The organism is Enterococcus florum (genome assembly GCF_004309355.1).
Classification (GTDB): Bacteria; Bacillota; Bacilli; order Lactobacillales; family Enterococcaceae; genus Enterococcus_A; species Enterococcus_A florum.
In genome coordinates, this window is record NZ_BJCC01000027.1 from 52,502 (window position 1) to 69,908 (window position 17,407).

19 protein-coding genes and 1 tRNA gene are annotated in these 17,407 nt (G+C 41.2%); 4 read left to right on the forward strand and 16 right to left on the reverse strand.

Features of this window, described 5'->3' with window-relative positions; all coding sequences use genetic code 11:
• Window positions 1-61: 61 nt before the first annotated feature.
• Window positions 62-134 (reverse strand) — tRNA-Thr (locus tag NRIC_RS14945).
• Window positions 135-264: 130 nt separating this feature from the next.
• Between NRIC_RS14945 and NRIC_RS14950 the strand changes: the two genes are divergently transcribed.
• Window positions 265-504: a hypothetical protein gene (locus tag NRIC_RS14950; protein WP_146623510.1), complete on the forward strand. Its 240-nt coding sequence runs from the start codon at window positions 265-267 to the stop codon at window positions 502-504.
• Window positions 505-562: 58 nt separating this feature from the next.
• Here NRIC_RS14950 and upp read toward each other — a convergent pair whose 3' ends face one another.
• From upp to NRIC_RS15025, 15 genes are all read right to left on the reverse strand, one after another.
• Window positions 563-1,192: a uracil phosphoribosyltransferase gene (gene upp / locus NRIC_RS14955; protein ID WP_146623511.1), complete on the reverse strand. Its 630-nt coding sequence runs from the start codon at window positions 1,190-1,192 to the stop codon at window positions 563-565.
• A 73-nt stretch (window positions 1,193-1,265) separates the two neighbouring features.
• Window positions 1,266-2,504 (reverse strand): serine hydroxymethyltransferase, encoded by a 1,239-nt coding sequence (glyA, locus tag NRIC_RS14960; RefSeq protein ID WP_146623512.1) that lies wholly within the window; start codon window positions 2,502-2,504, stop codon window positions 1,266-1,268.
• A gap of 72 nt (window positions 2,505-2,576) precedes the next feature.
• Window positions 2,577-3,590: an L-threonylcarbamoyladenylate synthase gene (locus tag NRIC_RS14965; protein WP_146623513.1), complete on the reverse strand. Its 1,014-nt coding sequence runs from the start codon at window positions 3,588-3,590 to the stop codon at window positions 2,577-2,579.
• Window positions 3,591-3,778: 188 nt separating this feature from the next.
• Window positions 3,779-4,621 carry a peptide chain release factor N(5)-glutamine methyltransferase gene (prmC, locus tag NRIC_RS14970; protein ID WP_146623514.1) on the reverse strand — a complete coding sequence of 281 codons (843 nt, stop codon included), beginning with the start codon at window positions 4,619-4,621 and terminating at the stop codon, window positions 3,779-3,781.
• Complete coding sequence (prfA, locus tag NRIC_RS14975; RefSeq protein WP_146623515.1) at window positions 4,614-5,687, reverse strand: peptide chain release factor 1; 1,074 nt, start codon at window positions 5,685-5,687, stop codon at window positions 4,614-4,616. The genes prmC and prfA overlap by 8 nt, the downstream gene beginning before the upstream one ends.
• A 49-nt stretch (window positions 5,688-5,736) precedes the next feature.
• The gene (locus NRIC_RS14980) at window positions 5,737-6,321 is read right to left on the reverse strand and encodes a thymidine kinase (RefSeq protein ID WP_146623516.1); all 585 of its coding nucleotides are present in this window, start codon (window positions 6,319-6,321) and stop codon (window positions 5,737-5,739) included.
• Between the two features lie 593 nt (window positions 6,322-6,914).
• Entirely contained in the window at window positions 6,915-7,598 is a 684-nt protein-coding gene (locus tag NRIC_RS14985) for a ribulose-phosphate 3-epimerase (protein WP_227873821.1), read from the reverse strand.
• A gap of 9 nt (window positions 7,599-7,607) precedes the next feature.
• On the reverse strand, window positions 7,608-8,486 hold the full coding sequence (locus NRIC_RS14990; RefSeq protein ID WP_146623517.1) for a class II fructose-bisphosphate aldolase: 879 nt from the start codon (window positions 8,484-8,486) through the stop codon (window positions 7,608-7,610).
• A gap of 14 nt (window positions 8,487-8,500) precedes the next feature.
• A complete protein-coding gene (locus NRIC_RS14995) occupies window positions 8,501-9,211 on the reverse strand; it encodes a GntR family transcriptional regulator (protein ID WP_146623518.1) in 711 nt (236 codons plus the stop codon).
• Window positions 9,212-9,377: 166 nt separating this feature from the next.
• Complete coding sequence (locus NRIC_RS15000) at window positions 9,378-10,412, reverse strand: zinc-dependent alcohol dehydrogenase (RefSeq protein WP_146623519.1); 1,035 nt, start codon at window positions 10,410-10,412, stop codon at window positions 9,378-9,380.
• A 13-nt stretch (window positions 10,413-10,425) separates the two neighbouring features.
• Window positions 10,426-11,274, reverse strand: a complete 849-nt coding sequence (locus tag NRIC_RS15005; protein WP_146623520.1) for a PTS system mannose/fructose/sorbose family transporter subunit IID — start codon at window positions 11,272-11,274, stop codon at window positions 10,426-10,428.
• Between the two features lie 15 nt (window positions 11,275-11,289).
• Window positions 11,290-12,057 carry a PTS mannose/fructose/sorbose/N-acetylgalactosamine transporter subunit IIC gene (locus tag NRIC_RS15010; protein ID WP_146623521.1) on the reverse strand — a complete coding sequence of 256 codons (768 nt, stop codon included), beginning with the start codon at window positions 12,055-12,057 and terminating at the stop codon, window positions 11,290-11,292.
• Between the two features lie 11 nt (window positions 12,058-12,068).
• Window positions 12,069-12,545: a PTS sugar transporter subunit IIB gene (locus NRIC_RS15015; protein ID WP_146623522.1), complete on the reverse strand. Its 477-nt coding sequence runs from the start codon at window positions 12,543-12,545 to the stop codon at window positions 12,069-12,071.
• 1 nt (window position 12,546) lies between these two features.
• Entirely contained in the window at window positions 12,547-12,969 is a 423-nt protein-coding gene (locus NRIC_RS15020) for a PTS sugar transporter subunit IIA (RefSeq protein ID WP_146623523.1), read from the reverse strand.
• A gap of 292 nt (window positions 12,970-13,261) precedes the next feature.
• Window positions 13,262-13,678: an Hsp20/alpha crystallin family protein gene (locus NRIC_RS15025; protein ID WP_146623524.1), complete on the reverse strand. Its 417-nt coding sequence runs from the start codon at window positions 13,676-13,678 to the stop codon at window positions 13,262-13,264.
• A 169-nt stretch (window positions 13,679-13,847) separates the two neighbouring features.
• Here NRIC_RS15025 and NRIC_RS15030 point away from each other — a divergent pair, with 169 nt between their 5' ends.
• The 3 genes from NRIC_RS15030 to NRIC_RS15040 all read left to right on the forward strand — a co-directional run bounded on the left by NRIC_RS15030 (window position 13,848) and on the right by NRIC_RS15040 (window position 17,398).
• The gene (locus tag NRIC_RS15030; RefSeq protein ID WP_146623525.1) at window positions 13,848-15,245 is read left to right on the forward strand and encodes a TrkH family potassium uptake protein; all 1,398 of its coding nucleotides are present in this window, start codon (window positions 13,848-13,850) and stop codon (window positions 15,243-15,245) included.
• A gap of 115 nt (window positions 15,246-15,360) precedes the next feature.
• Entirely contained in the window at window positions 15,361-16,713 is a 1,353-nt protein-coding gene (locus tag NRIC_RS15035) for a Mur ligase family protein (RefSeq protein ID WP_146623526.1), read from the forward strand.
• Window positions 16,706-17,398, forward strand: coding sequence for a type 1 glutamine amidotransferase (locus NRIC_RS15040; protein WP_307720547.1), 693 nt, complete (start codon window positions 16,706-16,708; stop codon window positions 17,396-17,398). Before NRIC_RS15035 ends, NRIC_RS15040 begins: the two co-directional genes overlap by 8 nt.
• The last annotated feature ends 9 nt before the right edge of the window (window positions 17,399-17,407 follow it).

Below are 17,407 nucleotides of genomic sequence, written 5' to 3' on the forward strand. Positions count from 1 at the left end.
TCCAAATTAAAAAGCCGTCAACATCTTGAGTTATCCTTGATGTGACGGCTTTTATTAGATATGCCAGCTGCAGGACTCGAACCTGTGACCTGCGCGTTACGAGTGCGCTGCTCTACCAACTGAGCTAAGCTGGCGATTAGTACATATGAAATTATAAAAAACTTTTACGAAATTGTAAAGGCGAATCTTCTGACAAAAGCGATTACATGAAAATTTTCCGAAAAAATGGTATAATTAACTATACTACAAAGGGGGAATTTTACTATGGCAACATTTGGAAAAATGGACACGCACATTGACCCTTCAGAAGCAGGAAAGAAATTTCCTGTACAGACACATGTTACGTTTCTTGTTCACGACAAGCCGCAAACAGGGATTGTTACAAAGCAGCTTAAAAATTCGGCAATCGTCGAATTGGACGAGCGTAAGGACAATGGGTCTTTGATGACACAATCGAACGGTATCGTCGTCATCAACTACAAACAGCTTAAAAAAATCCGATGATGGACGTTTTAAATAAAAAGAGGTTCGATCTCATTTTTGAGAGATCGAACCTCTTTGTTTATTTTGTTCCGAACAAGCGGTCACCTGCATCGCCTAGTCCTGGCACGATATAGCCATCTTCATTCAGTCGCTCATCTAACGCCGCAGTGTAAATATCCACGTCCGGGTGAGCATCCTGTAACGTTTTCACTCCTTCAGGTGCAGCAACTAAACAAACAAATTTCATGTTTGATGCCCCACGTTTCTTTAAAGAATCGATCGCCATCACTGCCGATCCTCCAGTCGCCAACATTGGGTCGACGATGAACAATTGACGGTTATCAATGTCCTCAGGCAATTTGATAAAATATTCGTGAGGCTCTAATGTTTCTTCATCACGGAATAAACCGATATGTCCTACCTTTGCAGCCGGGATCAATTCCAAGATGCCGTCGACCATTCCAATACCGGCACGCAGAATCGGGATGATCGCTACTTTTTTACCAGTCAATGTTTTTTGAATAGATTTCGTCATTGGTGTTTCGATTTCGATATCTTCTAAAGGCATGTCGCGAGATACCTCATAGGCCATCAAATTGGCGATTTCTCCTACTACCTCACGAAAGACTTTTGTTCCACAATCTTTGTCACGGATGATCGTTAATTTGTGTTGAATCAACGGATGATCAATTACTTGAAATTTACCCATTGTACATTGCTCCTCACCTATATTTATTTACTTTCATTATAAGTTAATCGGTCCAAGAAAACTAGTCTTTATCCTAGTCTTCGATTGGGTGTGCTGCTGTCAATTCAGCAACCCCAGCTTTAACCTCTTGCAATTTCTCAGGCTTTTCTTTAGAACGCAACGCTGCAATAATCAATTCCGCTACTTTTTTAGCATCTGCTGATTGGAAGCCGCGACTTGTGATTGCAGCGGTTCCGATTCGAATCCCACTAGTGATAAATGGACTCTTTGTTTCAAATGGAATTGAATTCTTATTAACGGTGATGTTGACAGAATCCAAAAGATGTTCTGCCTCTTTCCCAGTTACTCCGAAACCAGTTACATCCAACAAAATCAAATGATTGTCCGTTCCGCCAGAGATGACACGAGCATCTTCTGTTTGCTGGAAGACCTCTACCATTGCTTTCATATTATCGATGACCTGCTGACTGTAGACTTTGAAATCAGAAGCCAGAGCTTCTTTAAAGGCTACTGCTTTTGCAGCAATCACATGTTCTAAAGGCCCACCCTGTGTCCCAGGAAATACAGCGCTATTGATCTTCTTAGCCAACGCTTCGTCATTAGTCAAAATCAACCCGCCCCGCGGACCACGCAACGTTTTATGGGTTGTTGAGGTCACGATATCTGCATAAGGCACTGGATTTGGGTGCAGCCCTGCAGCAACCAATCCCGCGATGTGAGCCATATCGACCATTAATTTGGCTCCGACTTCGTCCGCTATTTCACGGAATTTGGCAAAATCAATGATTCGACTGTATGCACTAGCCCCAGCAATAATTAGCTTAGGCTGATGTTTTTTAGCAATTGCCAGCAGATCATCATAATCAATCTCTTCGGTTTGCTGATCCACTCCGTAAGCGACAAAATGGTACGTTTTTCCACTAAAGTTGACGGGTGATCCATGAGTTAAATGGCCCCCAGCAGCTAGATCCATCCCCAAAACAGTATCTCCAGACTCGATCAAGGCCAAATAAGCAGCCTGATTCGCTTGAGAACCTGAGTGTGCTTGAACATTGGCATATTTTGCTCCAAATAGTTCCTTTGCGCGATCAATCGCTAAATTTTCGACGATATCGACAAACTCACAACCGCCATAGTAGCGTCGACCAGGATAACCTTCCGCGTACTTGTTGGTCAAAATGCTCCCTTGTGCTGCACGAACATTGGCAGAAACAATGTTTTCAGAGGCAATCAGCTCCAAATTATTTTGCTGACGCTTTGTCTCCTGCTCGATTGCTTCCCATAACTCCGGATCTAGTGCTGTATAGTCCATGTTATCTCCCCTTTTCTTTCGTTGATTGTATCTAGTATACGAAAAGTTTTCTAGATAATCGAACGTTTTTAACTATTTTTCTGAAAAATATTTTTGTGAAGCTGCTTTTTTTAACCGATTCATATACGCAGCCCCCAAAGAATCCTCTTCAATTATTTGTGCAAAAATCAAATCTATTTGTCCAGCTTCATCTAAAGCACGCAACCCGCTATATAAACCTCTGGCTGCTGCCTCAACGGTGTCGTCGTCAAAGATATAGCGGTCCTGACTCCTATACTTCTCAGCTATCGCAGGACCTGCTAGTATACCAACCCGCTTGTTCTCTGTTTTAGCCCAATCCATTGCAGGCTGCCACTGATTTTCTTGGATCATCAGTACAGGGGTATCAGGAGAATAGTGTTTATATTTCATCCCAGGAGCTTTCGGTGTTTCACTTTCTATCACTAAATGCTGATCTAACAAAACTTCCACACCCAATGCCGCTTCCAGCATTTCTTTAGTAATTGCTCCAGGTCGAAGAATCGTCGGAACTTCTCCGCTCATATCCAATACTGTCGATTCAACACCAATTTTTGTTGCTCCATCATCCAATATCCCAGCAATTTTTCCGTTTAAATCATGAAAAACATGAGCGGCCGTTGTCGGACTTGGTTTGCCAGACGTATTTGCACTCGGCCCGACCAGCGGATCTCCAACCTTTCTAATCAATTCGAGTGTTTTTTTATTGTCTGGCATACGAAAGGCTGCTGTGGATAAACCACCCGTAACAATTGAAGCGAGTGTGTTTTTTTTGATAGGAAAGATCAACGTGAGCGGGCCCGGCCAAAAAGTCTTGACTACGCGATCGGTTAATGGATGATACTTTTCCACATAGGGTCTAGTCATCTCAAAATCAGCCACATGTACGATCAAAGGATTATCGCTCGGCCTTCCTTTCACCTCAAAAACTTGCTTGACTGAATCGGGATAAAGCGCATCAGCACCCAATCCATAGACCGTTTCGGTTGGAAAAGCCACTAAACCCTTATGCTTTAATATCTGTGCCGCTTGGTCCAATTCCTCTGCTTGAAATAGTTTTGTTTCCACAGTTTTTCCACAGTCCTTTTTTTTAGTTTTCTTGTTGCATCAATCTACAACTAACAACTATCCACTTTCTGTGGATAATGCATTTGTCAAGTGTGTATAACTCTGTTGATAACTTCTGCAGCGTATTCAAGCTTGTTGCATCAATGTTCTTTTATCAAAAATATTCAATAAAAAAATTTTTTCCACATTTATTGCATATTCGAAACGACTACGATTCGATCATTCCCTGACAAATCTTTTCTAACCGTCACTGATTTATCGGGAAATGCCTGCTGCATCATTTCTTTGACTGCTTTTCCTTGCTGAAAGCCGATTTCTAAAAAAAGCATTCCTGTCGGCTTCAAAAGAGCAGGTCCCTCTTGCGCAATTCGTTGGTAAACAGCCAACCCATCCTTCTCAGCAAACAATGCGCCTTTCGGTTCATACTTTCGAACACTTTGATCCATCAGGGACCATTCGTCTTTACTGATATAAGGGGGGTTGCTGATAATGATATCTTGTGGTTCATTGACAGCGTTCAACACATCGCTTTGATAAAAAGTAATTTCAGCCCCCAGTAGTTGTGCGTTCTCTTTCGCAACAGCTAGTGCATCTGCTGAAATATCCAATCCAGTAACAGTCCAATTTGGCCGTGCCAATTTCAGACTGATTGCGATCGCACCCGTACCAGTTCCGATATCAACGACCCGCAATGGGCTGCTGACCGAACTCATTTCTAAACAGGTCATCACCAGCTCTTCCGTTTCCGGACGAGGGATCAAGGTATGCTGATTCACTTTCAACCGATGATTCAGAAAATAGCTGTACCCCAACATATAGCTCGGAGGGATATCTAGCATCAACTGGTCGAGATCGGATTTAATCACTCGCTGTTCTTCCTCCGAAATCTCTTCGCGCATATGCATCAACCATTGTGTCTTGTCCCAGCCTTTTCGTTCCAAAAAAAGATATTCGATGGCAAACCCTTCTTTTCCGGCTGCTTCTAAAAAAGAAGAAGCCCCAGAAAGGACTTCTACATATGTTTTAGCCATTTTGCATCTCTTCCAATTTCTGTGTTTGATCATACATGATCAAAGCATCAACGATCTCATCCAATTTGCCAGCTAAAATCTGGTCGAGCTTTTGAATCGTCAAGCCAATGCGATGGTCAGTGACCCGATTTTGTGGAAAATTGTACGTCCGGATACGCTCAGAGCGATCCCCAGTACCTACAGCCGACTTGCGACTTTGATCGTATTCAGACTGAGCTTCTTGTTGGATCTTATCGTACACACGAGCTCGCAAAATCTTCATTGCTTTTTCCCGGTTTTTGATCTGAGAGCGTTCATCTTGCATGGCCACAACGATTCCTGTAGGCAAGTGTGTCAATCGAACTGCTGACGCAGTTTTATTGACATGCTGACCGCCTGCCCCAGAAGCATGGTAGATATCCGTACGAATATCTTTTTCAGCAATATCGATCTCTACCTCTTCGGCTTCAGGCATAACGACTACTGTTGCTGTCGAAGTATGGATACGTCCTTGGGATTCAGTGGAAGGAACACGTTGTACCCTGTGTGCCCCACTTTCATATTTCAATTTTGAATACACATTATCCCCGGTAATCATCATAATGACTTCTTTATAACCGCCGATTCCGGTAACATTGGCTTCCATGACTTCCGTTCGCCAGCCCTGCGCTTCAGCATATTTTTGATACATATTGAACAAGTCGCCTGCAAACAATGCAGCCTCATCTCCACCAGCAGCCCCGCGAATTTCCATGATGATATTCTTGTCGTCATTTGGGTCCTTAGGCAAAAGCAAGATTTTGATTTCTTCTTCCAGAACTTCTTTTTCCTTCTTTAATTCTGCTAGTTCCTCTTTGGCCATCTCTGCCATATCCGGCTCCAGATTTTCACCAAGAAGTTCTTCAGCTTCACTGATGCCTTCAATAACTTTCTTGTAGCGACGATACGTATCTACTGTTTCACGAATACTCGCTTCCTCTTTAGAAAGCTTCATAAATCGTTGTGTGTCAGTGATAACCTCGGGATCACTTAATAATTCTCCAAGCTCTTCATATCGATCTTCGATAGCTTGTAATTGATCGTACATTCATTTTCCTCCTACTATTCTTGTTTCAAAACGAATGAAATATCGTGGATTACATGGAATCATCTAACGCATCAGGGTGAAGATAATGTTTGCGGCATACGGGATAATAAGCCTCGTTTCCGCCAATCTGCACCTGATCACCTTCATAGACTGGTTTGCCGTCAATAAAATGCAGATTCATTGTTGCTTTTTTATGGCAAAACCAGCAAATTGTTTTTAATTCTTCTAATTTGTCTGCATACAGCAGCAAATATTTCGATCCTTCGAACAGTTCGTTTCGAAAATCATTTTTTAGTCCAAACGCCATTACTGGGATATTCAACTCATCCACCACTTGTGCAAACTCAATCACATGATGCTTTTGTAAGAATTGTGATTCATCTACTAACACACAAAACGGCTGAAAGTCCAGTCCTTTGATATAGTCAAATACATTCGTTTCTGCGAAGATTGGTGTGGCCGGACGCTTCAAACCAATACGGCTGGCAATCATCCCAACACCCTCGCGTGTGTCCAAGCCGCTGGTCATTAGTACGACTGGCTTGTTTTGTTCTTCATAATTGTGAGCGACCTTCAATATTTCGATCGTCTTTCCACTGTTCATCGCGCCATATTTAAAAAAAAGCTGTGCCATTTCGATTCACCTTTCAGTTCATTCCTATCGTATTATAGCTGAAAACGTCAAATATTTACAGTAAGAATTATGAATAGAGGAGAAATAAAAGAATTTAACTATGGCAAAATTGATCGATGCTCCTCAATTTATCAAATAAGAACAGAATAGACTAAATAAACCATTGAGTGAAAAGCGCATTCCGATTCGTCTTATCTTATTAACCTTATCCATCTGCAGCTATTCGATTCAACCTGTCAGAGTGACTGCCGAAAGATAGAATCAGTATGATTTGTAAAAAAAGCTGGATGGACAAAGTCAGCCTCCCATACATATCACCCAGTTTATTCAATGAAAAAGAGAGCAACGATCTGCCAAATCTTTACTTCCCTTAAAGCGTTTCGTTTTCAATGTGGTCACTTCGTATAACAGCCCGATCGATTGACTATTTTGCAGCAATGATTGACAAGCGACATATATGTGTAAAAAGACTTAAAATGATAGTCACTGTGAGTAATTCTAATTATTTTGTCAAAGTAGATGAACAACTCCGATCACACATCCATATAAAAAACAGCATTCTGAAAGATTTCTCCTTAAGAATGCTGCATTCATTATCTTCTCTTAGTCAATATATTTTCTAACTCCATTGTCTTCTTTCGATAAGTCCCTGGTTTTTGATTAAACAATGCGGAGGTTCCAACGACATATAAATCAGCCCCGATTCGGCTAATTTCTTTGACCGTTTCAGAGTAAATATTCCCGTCGACCTCGATCAGCGGCTTGTTTTCCCTTTTTGAAAGTTCAAGGTTTAGTTGAACCAATTTATCTAGTACGTTTCTTTGAAACGCTTGACCGGCAAATCCTGGATTAACAGTCATCACCAATACCAGCTCAACAAAATCCAAATAGGGAACAATTGCCTGTAACGGTGTACTCGGACTAATCGCTATCCCCGCCTTCACACCAAAATGATGGATGTGTTCAATTAATCGCATCGGATCTGAAGTCGTCTCAATGTGAAACGTAAGATAATCGGGACTCAATGGAGCAAACATATCAATATACTGATCAGGATTTAGACAAGCTAAATGAATATCCGTTGTAAATCGATTGATTTTAATGATCGGTTCCAACACGTACGGTGCCATTGCTAAATTATTCACAAATTTACCGTCCATTACATCACAGTGCAGCCAGTCGATCCCAGCAGCTTCTAAATCATTTAATTCAGCAGCCAAATTTAAGGGGTCTCCACACATGATAGAGGCAACGATTCGATTCATATTCTGCTCCATTTACAACACCTATGGTTTCATGAAAATGGCCATGGCTTCTTTGGCATTTTCCTTCATTGCATCTGTTGCTGCCAGAGACAATTCATCAAAAAATACCGAATCATTTTCTGTGTGGTCAGCTAAGAAATCCTGAACAGCCTTACCTGCTGCTTTGTTCATGTACGTGTAATAATTGATTTTGCAAATTCCATTTTTTATCGCAATTCGGTAGTTTTCTTCTGAGACGCCCGAACCGCCATGCATGACAAATGGCAGGTCGATTTTAGTTTTGATTTGTGTGATCCGATCTAAATCAAGCTTAGGTTCTTTCAAATAGACACCGTGAACTGTGCCAAATCCAATCGCTAAACAATCAACTCCTGTAGCTTCAACGAATGCTTTCGCCAAATCTGGATCTGTATAAATATCATCTAGGTTTTCATAATCATCACAAGAGTCTGATCCACGACCTTCACCGCCGCCAACTGCAGAAGTGAAAATATGACCTAACTCTGCCTCCACAGAAACTCCTGCAGCATGTGCGATCTTAACGATTTCCTTTGTTTCATCTCGATTGACTTCATAGGGCTTGCTTGATGCGTCATACATGACTGAAGTGAAACCCATACGAATCGCTTTGACGCACATTTCATAAGAAGCCCCATGGTCCAAATGAACGGCTACAGGTACCTTCGCTTTTTGAGCAAAGGCCAGCATGACTGGACCAATTTCCTCAATAGAAACCAAATTTTCATGAACCTCCGCGTGTTGCAAAATGACGGGGGTGTTTAATTCTTCCGCCGCCTGAATCACAGCTCTGATTGCTTCAAGATTCGGTACATTAAAGGCACCTACCGCATACTGCTTTTCTTTGGCGTCAGTTAAAAGCTCTTTTAATGTTACTAACATTTTTCTCCTCCTTGTTATCGGTTAAATCGATATTCAAGATTCGTTGAGAAGACATCTGTATACACGTAGGAAAGCTCGATTGGCTTATCCTCAAAGTAAGCCAAGTTATTGACCACCATTACTACTGCTGGATTGGAAATATTCAAATATTGTATTTCAGAGTAATTGGCCATTCGAGCGCTGATTTTTTGACTGATGATCTCCGGGTAAATGCCGAATTCATTCAAGGTTTTCCATAACGATTTATCGGTGAGATCATAAGATCCAATCTCTGGGCACCTTCTTAGGGGAAGGAAACTCTCTGTTAATGAATAAACCATGCCATCGACGCTTCGTAAGCGCAACAAGTAGAAAACGTAATCATTTTCTTCGATCTGAAGCTGCTCACTCAATTCTCGGTCCGCTTGGATCACATTTTTTTTCAGCACCTTTGAGCTAACCCGTTTTTTTCTGGAAACAATGTCTTCATAAAAACCAGAAATATGCATACTGGAATTGATTTTTACATCTCGATTTGGAATAATATACCCTTTTCCTTCAATGTACGTTACGATTCCTTGTCTTTCTAAAGATTCGAGTGCCCGCTTTACTGTGGTACGGCTGACCTTAAAGGTACTCGACAACTGCCGTTCACTAGGAAGTGGTTTGCCTTGTCCACTCAACACCTTTGCCAAATTTTGAATATCTTCACTGACTCTTTTGTACTTTGGAACGAATTCCTCCATTGAAAATCCTCCTTATGTTGTCTAGTTTAATAAGAAAAAAATCAACGAAGAATTCTTATTCAAACAGACAGTCTAACTTGTTATCCCGCTTTTTTTATCAACTCGATTATATCTCACCTTTACGATAAGTGAAAAGCTAGACTGTCTCGTTTGGAAAAATTATTTCTTAAAACTTCACTACTACACGATACTTGTCTCCTTTGATGGCAGACCTAAACCCAGCTTCCACCTCATCGAATGGTACGACTTCGCTGATAAACGGACGAACATCAATTGTTCGTTCGCTAATCATTTTAGCAGCACGAACAAAATCCCGACTATTCGAATTAGCAGTCCCCCTAATGCTGTACCCACCTTTATGCAACCTGTCCGGACTGAAGCCGACAGGTTCATCCGGATAGAAAGAAGAGTACAACACGACTTTTCCAGTATTTGAAACGATCTCAATCGAATCTTGCACCAAATCCGTGATCGGTGTGGTATCAAATACGACATTCGCCCTCAAACCATGAGAGATTCGGTCGACTTCCGTTTTTAATTGTTGAGTTCCTGAATTGACACAGTAATGTGCCCCATTTTTCTTTGCCAAATCGAGGCGTTCGTCATTTAAATCACAAGCAATCACTGTTGCTCCACTCTTAGACGCCAGTGCTACATGCAATTGGCCCATGATCCCGCATCCAATCACCACTACTAAATCTCCATATTGAATATTCGCAGTCTCACAGCTGTGTACAACACATGACAAAGGCTCCGTCAATGCTGCTTCTTCTGGGGAAACATTGTAATAGTGAAAAATGTGCTTGGGCTCAACGAGCATGAACTCGGATAATCCACCCATTCCTTTGTGCGGCAATCCTTCCAACTGCTTGCTGTGATTGAAATCCAAACAATTTTGTTCCTCGCCGCTTTTACAAAATTCACAGTTTCCGCAAGCCAAATTTGTTCCAAAAACGACTTTGTCACCAATTTTCCAGCTTTTCTGATCAATTTCACTGCCGACAGCTACGATTTCTGCAGCAATCTCATGTCCACCAATAAAGGGATAGTCGACTTTTTTCACCCCTGTATAGACACGTTGCTCCCAAGTACAAATCGCGCAAGCATCTATCTTGATCAACACTTTATTTGCAGATACTTGCGGCAATTCACATTCTTCAATACGCAGATCTTCAACTCCATAAAAAACTGCTGTTCTCATTTACAACCATCCTCTAAAATATATTTAATGCACCAAATACCACTCCGATAACTACTAGGATCAACATTACTGTAGTAGACTTTAATTTCCTGCTCTTCAACAAATACAATGTTAACAGTGTGATCCCCAGAGGCAAGATGCCTTTAAAAAGCTTATCCAAGATATCCTCTTGCAACCCTAGCTCTACGCTGCCTACTTTAATGACAAATGGGGAGGACACTGATACAAAGTTTGCAGTCAAAGCGCCAAGAACGATGGCCCCCATTGCAGAAGCTCCTGTGATCAAATACTGCAGAATATTACTGCTCAAAATTTTCTCAATCCCAGCTTTCCCCATTTTATAGCCTTGCATCCATACCCCATAGGCTAAAGAGAACATGATTCCAAACATCAATAGACCATAGACGACAGGTCCCATTAAATTCCCTTCGGCACCAAGACTCACACCAAAAGCCAGCAAAATCGGTGTCAAGGTCCCCTGCCATAGCGTATCGCCGATCCCTGCAAAAGGTCCCATCAAACCAGTTTTGATTCCGTTGATCGCATCATCCGTGATCGGGGCGCCGTTTGCTCGGTCCTCTTCCATCGCAATAACCATTCCACAAATGATTCCGCCAAAATGAGGCTCTGTATTAAAGAAGGCCATATGTCGTTTCAATGCATTCTTATATTCTTCCGGATCATCCGCATAAAGTTTTTTTATGATCGGGCTTAAGGAATGGACCAGCCCCGTTGCTTCTAACCTTTCATAGTTGTAATTCGCATGACTAAAAAAGGTCCAGCGCCAAAAGGAACGAGTCACATCTTTTTTCGAGAGTTCCTTTCTCTGCAGTTTTGCTTCATTTTCTAACGATTGTTCCATAGTTTACTCCCCCTTTTAGCTGATTCCGCCAATTTGATTTCTTGGTGTGATTGTATACAAGTAAGCGATGATCGCACCGATCACGGCAATTACAATAACATCCAACTGCATATAGATGGCCATGACAAACCCGAGTACAAAGAACAGCATCGTATTCGGCCGATTAATCGAACGCAGGTTCATTGCAATCCCCAGTGCCGGAAGCAATCCACCGATAACTTGAAGCACATGCAATGGCGTACCATCTAAATAAGATAGAATCGTTGTCACTGCTCCTGAACCATAGTAAGCGGCAAAAGTTACCGGGATGACACTGATCAAAAAGAGAACGATTTGCGGTGGCACCACGTGCAGAAAATTGATTCGATCTAAGTTGCCATCTTCTGCCGCTTTATCCGCCATATGAACAAAGAAAACGTCGATGGTCATATGCGCTACCCAAATGACCGTTCCTAATAGTCCAATCGGCATTGCGAGGGTCACTGCCGTCTGAGGATCAGCTCCCGAAGCCAATGCCAAAGCAGTGCCCAAAGTTCCTGCCAACCCAGGGTCTACGGGTGCTGTCCCTCCAGCCGAAATAAATGCAATGTATGGCAGCTGAATCGCCGCACCAATGATCACTCCTTGAACCGGATCCCCCATGATAATTCCTACCACGGTTCCGGCAACTAACGGTTTTTGCATAAACGAAATACTTCCCAATAATGACAGCCATGGTGTTCCTGTAACTCCTAGATAATAAACAATTCCAATTAGAAACGCTTGTATGAAAGATATGTTCATTGCTGGTCCCCCTAACTCAACAACTTGGCTACATCGATTGCTTTGTCTTCGGCAATAATTTGAATACTGACCGCTACTCCATTGTTCACTAACTCAGCTAAACACGCTTTTTCAGCTTCAGAGGCTGAAATATTTTTATAAAATTTGCTCCTTCCTTCTTTTGCACCCATGCCGCCAATATTAACCTTCTCTAAAATCACGCCTTGTTTCATCAACTCCACATAAACTGCGGGTGACTTGACCAAGACAATCACCTTGTCGTTATCAGCCAAATTTTTTAAGGCAGTCACCCCTCCGGCCATATCAAACACCTCTGTATTGATATTAGCTGGTGCCACAGATGTTACGATCATTTTCAAAAAAGTATCATTTGCAGTTTCATCATCCACGATAATAATTCGATTGGCTCCAGTATAATTTAGCCAGGAAGTCATCACCTGTCCATGGATCAGTCGATCATCAATTCTTGCTAGTACGATAGTCCCCATTTTAATCCCCCGCTTTTTCGATCATTTTTTCGTAAATCTGATTCAAATCCTGAATACTTGTTTTCCCGCTTTCCAATGCAAGCTTACTCAGTTCCTCGATATCTGTAATAAACGCTCGATGAACTACTACTTCTAACAGCATTGCCATATTTACTCCAGAAAGCACTTTCATTTCGTGATTCGCTAAACACTTTAGTGTCTCATTCCCTGGTGTTCCACCAAAAAAGTCCACTAATACCAATACACCTTTTCCAGTATCCAATGCCATTGCTGCCTTTTGAATTTTTGTTCGGAATTCATCAGGACTATCTCCATGATGCAATCCGACCGAGTCTGCACATTCCACCTTTCCTGCAATGATTCCGATTGAATCCAACAACGCCTTTCCCAAATCACCATGAGCAACCACTAAAACTCCTATCAACTTCTAATCCCCTTCCTAAAAAATCCTTTGGTTCTAAAAAAGAACCATTGGTACTATTCACAAACTAAATATAGCTTTAAAAAAAGTATTTGTCAATCTTTTTTTTGTGGTATTCAAGAAAAGCCATTAAATAGCCTGTAAACCTAAGTATTCACTTTTCAACTGAATAAAAATGTTAACCTCTAGTTGTGTGCAAAAATATTTTTTTCACAAACTAAAATGATTCTGATTAAGCAATCATAGAAAAAACAGCCGATCCTGCGGATCGGCTGCTGTGCTGTTAGGTTCCTCTTTAATTGATTTCAATTCTTTTTCTATCATTGTCCGTTGGTCGCATTTTCGTTAATTCCAGACTCAAAACACCATCTCTAAAACTTGCCTGAATGGTATTTTCATCGATATTTTTTAGCATAAATTGTCGACGGAAGGATTTACTGCTGCGTTCACGTCGCAAAAAGTTCCCTTCCTCATCCTTGTCTTCTACTACGTTGTTGCGTTTTGCATCAATCGTCAAAACCCCATCCTGATAGTCGACGGTCAAATCTTCTTTCGAAAAACCTGGTAGATCTGCTTTGACTTCATACGTTTTGTCAGTTTCCTTAATGTCTACATTGAAACGATCGCTGCCCATAAAGTTAGAGAAGAAACTATCAAAGAAATCACCGCCCATAGACATCAAATCATTGTTTCTTGGAATCAAATTTGCCATGATAACATCTTCCTTCCTAGATGATTTTTCGTAGAGCTCTCTGAACCTCTCTACACTTTTGTTTTACACCAAATTAGCACTCTTGTCAAGAGAGTGCTAACGGTGGAGGTCCTTCGTTTTTCGATCCACTCATGATATACTAGATACAATTCTAGTTAAGGAGCTTTTCATGAATCTCACTCGACGCATCAATGGTTTGAGACAATATTTCAGAAAAATCACGAATCGTTTTTCTTCGATTCAGATTATTGTTTTTTATTATTTGATCATGACTGTTTTATCTTTGATCCTGTTTTACACCCCTTTCTTTAGGCAACCGGATTCTCAGGTGCCTTTTTTAGATATGGTCTTTATGGCCATTTCTACGATCTCCGTAACGGGGCTGACAACATTTGATATCAATAGTGTTTTCAATCAAACCGGTGTGCTCTTATTGGAAGTACTTTTTCATATTGGTGGTTTGGGGATCATGATGATCAGCACATTCTTTTTTATTGTTTCAAAACGTAGAATTACCTTAAAGCAGCGTCAGCTGATCATGACGGACATGAACCAACCTCGACTGAGCGGTGTCGTTAATCTGATTCGTATCACCTTGACCATGCTCTTATGTATCGAAGCAATCTTTGGTGTTTTGTTTTCTGCCTATTTTTATTGGAAAGGTTACTATTCGACTCTTAGGGAATCGATTTTTTATGGGTTTTATCAATCTATATCAGCTGTTACAAATTCCGGTTTTGATGTTTCGGGAGATTCGATCATCCCTTTTGCGCATGATTCTTTATTTATTTTGTTGATCATGCTGCTGATTTTTATTGGAGGGATTGGATTTCCGGTTTTGATGGACTTTCATGGCTGGGTGTATCACCGAAAAAGCCCATCAAAGATTCCATATCGCTTTAGTTTATTTTCAAAAATCGCACTGCTGGCTTTTTTTATTCTTTTTGTTGGTGGCGCTTTGGCGATTTGGCTGTTGGAAAGAAATCACAGTTTTAGCCATATGAGCTTTCTTGACCAGTGGTTGAACTCGTCCTTTTACTCGATTACTACGAGAAATGCAGGACTGCAGATCCATAATTTGAATCAATTCCAAAACACGACACTTATTATTTTTTCCATGCTGATGTTTATCGGCTGTTCTCCAAGCTCTGTTGGCGGTGGAATCCGAACGACGACAATCGCGATTATCGGCTTGTATCTCTATTCTTTCATAAAAAATGAAGAGGATATCAATGTCTTCAATCGTCGGATTCCGCAAGACGATGTTCGTAAATCAGTCGTGGTTTTTATGCTTTCCATGGGGATGTGCTTTTTCAGTATCCTGTTTCTAACAGCTACGGAAAAGCATTCCTTGATTGCGATTATTGTCGAGGTCACTTCGGCCTTTGGAACAACAGGATTGTCTTTAGGAATTACAGATGATTTGTCTACAACTGGAAAAATCATGATTGCCATCTTGATGTTTATTGGTCGAATCGGCATGCTTTATACTTTGCTATTGTTTATTCCAAAAGAAACCCGCGATTTGGGCTACGAGTATCCGGAAGAAAAAATCATCATCGGCTAGGAGCCTTGCTCCTGCCTTTTTTATCGAAAGATTAAGAAAGAGGAAACCTGTTTAAACTTTTTTTTCAAATATGATAAGATAAACTAAATTTGTATAAAGACATGGAGGACGCGGAATGGGTTTACGAAGTCAACTAGCTATCACGGCTGGAAAGACCGCCCAATGGGTATTGCGAACATTTTTTAAAGGAGGATCCAGTTATCCTGGACAACTTGCGTTAAAACTTGATCCAAAGATATTAGACACACTAGCGAAGGACTATCATGTCGTTGTTGTTACTGGGACAAACGGAAAAACTTTGACGACCGCATTGACAGTCAATATTTTAAAACAAGAATTTGACCATGTGTTAACAAACCCTACTGGTGCGAATATGGTTCAAGGGATCGTTTCTACCTTTTTACAAGCCAAAAATACTAAGGGCCAAAAGAAATTCGCTGTCCTTGAGATTGATGAAGCCAGTTTGAGCAAGGTAACTGAATATATTAAGCCAGAACTATTTCTGTTTACCAATATTTTTCGCGATCAGATGGACCGCTATGGAGAGATCTATACAACTTATCGCATGATCGTTGAGGGAGCTGCTAAATCACCAAATGCTCCGATTCTTTGTAACGGAGATTCTCCGATCTTTAACTCTTTGGAAACGGTCAACCCACGTGAATATTATGGGTTTGATCATTTGCCAGACAAAGAACAAGAGGCGCACTACAATACGGATGGCTTATTATGTCCAAGGTGCCAACATATTTTGCAATACAAGATGATCACTTATGCGAATCTTGGCAAATATTATTGCCCAAACTGCGGATTTCACCGTCCAGAATTGCAATACAAGCTCACTGAAATGCGGGCGATGGACAATACTTCATCTGAGTTCGTGATCGACGGCAACGACTATAAAATCGAAGTTGGCGGCATGTACAATGTCTACAATGCCCTAGCTGCAACAGCAGTCGCTGAGCACTATAACGTTTCGCCAGAGAAAATCAAACAAGGCTTAGGTTATGATGAAAAAGTCTTTGGACGACAAGAAGAGTTTGAGATCAATGGAAAGAAATGCACGTTGGTGTTAGTAAAAAATCCTGTCGGCCTAAACCAAGTAATCGATATGATTGGATTGGCTCCCTACCCTTTTTCACTTGTTTCACTGCTCAACGCAAATTATGCTGATGGAATCGACGTCAGCTGGATCTGGGACGGAAATCATGAGGCTTTTGCCGAAATGACTATTCCAGCCGTCATTGCTGGCGGAGATCGCCATGTAGACATGGCATTACGTTTAAAAGTTGCAGGCATCCCGGAAGAACGTCTGACTGAAAAAGAAAGCCTTCCAGATGTGATCGAAGGTATCAAACAATTGCCGACAGAACACGTTTATATCTTGGCAACCTATACGGCTGTCCTTCAGCTACGGAAAGAACTAGCCCAAAAAGGCTATATTGATGGGGGAATGGATCGTGGCTAATAATTATGAAATAAATTTGGCTCACCTTTATGGAAATTTACTGAATACTTATGGCGATAACGGCAATATGCTGATGTTCAAATATTACGCAAAAAAAATGGGGATCGATTTAAAGACCGAAATCATCAGTATCCATCAAGAGTTTGATCCCAATAAATACGACCTTGTCTTTATCGGCGGTGGCCAAGACTATGAACAAGTCATCGTTTCAAAAGATATCCAAGACAAAAAAGAAGCTCTCACCAAGTACATCGAAAATGACGGTGTGATACTAGCTGTATGCGGCGGCTATCAATTACTAGGTCACTACTACATCGGAGCGAATGGGGAAAAAATCAACGGCATTGGTGCGTTGGATCACTACACATTAAGTCAAGACAACAATCGCTTTATTGGCGATATCATCATTCACAATGAAGAGTTCAATGAAACTTATTACGGCTTCGAAAATCACAATGGCCGCACTTTTCTCGGCAAAGGGGAACGTCCTCTTGGCAAAGTTGTTCAAGGGAAAGGGAACAATGGCGAAGATGAAGGTGAAGGAGTTATTTATAAGAATGTTTACGGGACTTATTTCCATGGCCCGATTCTTTCACGAAATAAAGATTTGGCTGTGAGGTTGTTAAAAACAGCTGTGAGGAATAGGTATGGGGAAGATGTGGAAATAGTGGAGGCACTTGATTAAATTAAAAAA

What these genes read in the sequence shown, in the direction of transcription:
- NRIC_RS14990 (WP_146623517.1), bottom strand. Translation starts at nt 8,486, where the DNA reads ATGTTAGTAACATTAAAAGAGCTTTTAACTGACGCCAAAGAAAAGCAG.
- NRIC_RS15005 (WP_146623520.1), bottom strand. Translation starts at nt 11,274, where the DNA reads ATGGAACAATCGTTAGAAAATGAAGCAAAACTGCAGAGAAAGGAACTC.
- prmC (WP_146623514.1), bottom strand. Translation starts at nt 4,621, where the DNA reads ATGGCTAAAACATATGTAGAAGTCCTTTCTGGGGCTTCTTCTTTTTTA.
- NRIC_RS14950 (WP_146623510.1), top strand. Translation starts at nt 265, where the DNA reads ATGGCAACATTTGGAAAAATGGACACGCACATTGACCCTTCAGAAGCA.
- NRIC_RS15035 (WP_146623526.1), top strand. Translation starts at nt 15,361, where the DNA reads ATGGGTTTACGAAGTCAACTAGCTATCACGGCTGGAAAGACCGCCCAA.
- NRIC_RS15025 (WP_146623524.1), bottom strand. Translation starts at nt 13,678, where the DNA reads ATGGCAAATTTGATTCCAAGAAACAATGATTTGATGTCTATGGGCGGT.
- NRIC_RS14985 (WP_227873821.1), bottom strand. Translation starts at nt 7,598, where the DNA reads ATGGAGCAGAATATGAATCGAATCGTTGCCTCTATCATGTGTGGAGAC.
- NRIC_RS15000 (WP_146623519.1), bottom strand. Translation starts at nt 10,412, where the DNA reads ATGAGAACAGCAGTTTTTTATGGAGTTGAAGATCTGCGTATTGAAGAA.
- NRIC_RS14995 (WP_146623518.1), bottom strand. Translation starts at nt 9,211, where the DNA reads ATGGAGGAATTCGTTCCAAAGTACAAAAGAGTCAGTGAAGATATTCAA.
- glyA (WP_146623512.1), bottom strand. Translation starts at nt 2,504, where the DNA reads ATGGACTATACAGCACTAGATCCGGAGTTATGGGAAGCAATCGAGCAG.
- NRIC_RS14980 (WP_146623516.1), bottom strand. Translation starts at nt 6,321, where the DNA reads ATGGCACAGCTTTTTTTTAAATATGGCGCGATGAACAGTGGAAAGACG.
- upp (WP_146623511.1), bottom strand. Translation starts at nt 1,192, where the DNA reads ATGGGTAAATTTCAAGTAATTGATCATCCGTTGATTCAACACAAATTA.
- NRIC_RS15030 (WP_146623525.1), top strand. Translation starts at nt 13,848, where the DNA reads ATGAATCTCACTCGACGCATCAATGGTTTGAGACAATATTTCAGAAAA.
- NRIC_RS15010 (WP_146623521.1), bottom strand. Translation starts at nt 12,057, where the DNA reads ATGAACATATCTTTCATACAAGCGTTTCTAATTGGAATTGTTTATTAT.
- NRIC_RS15015 (WP_146623522.1), bottom strand. Translation starts at nt 12,545, where the DNA reads ATGGGGACTATCGTACTAGCAAGAATTGATGATCGACTGATCCATGGA.
- prfA (WP_146623515.1), bottom strand. Translation starts at nt 5,687, where the DNA reads ATGTACGATCAATTACAAGCTATCGAAGATCGATATGAAGAGCTTGGA.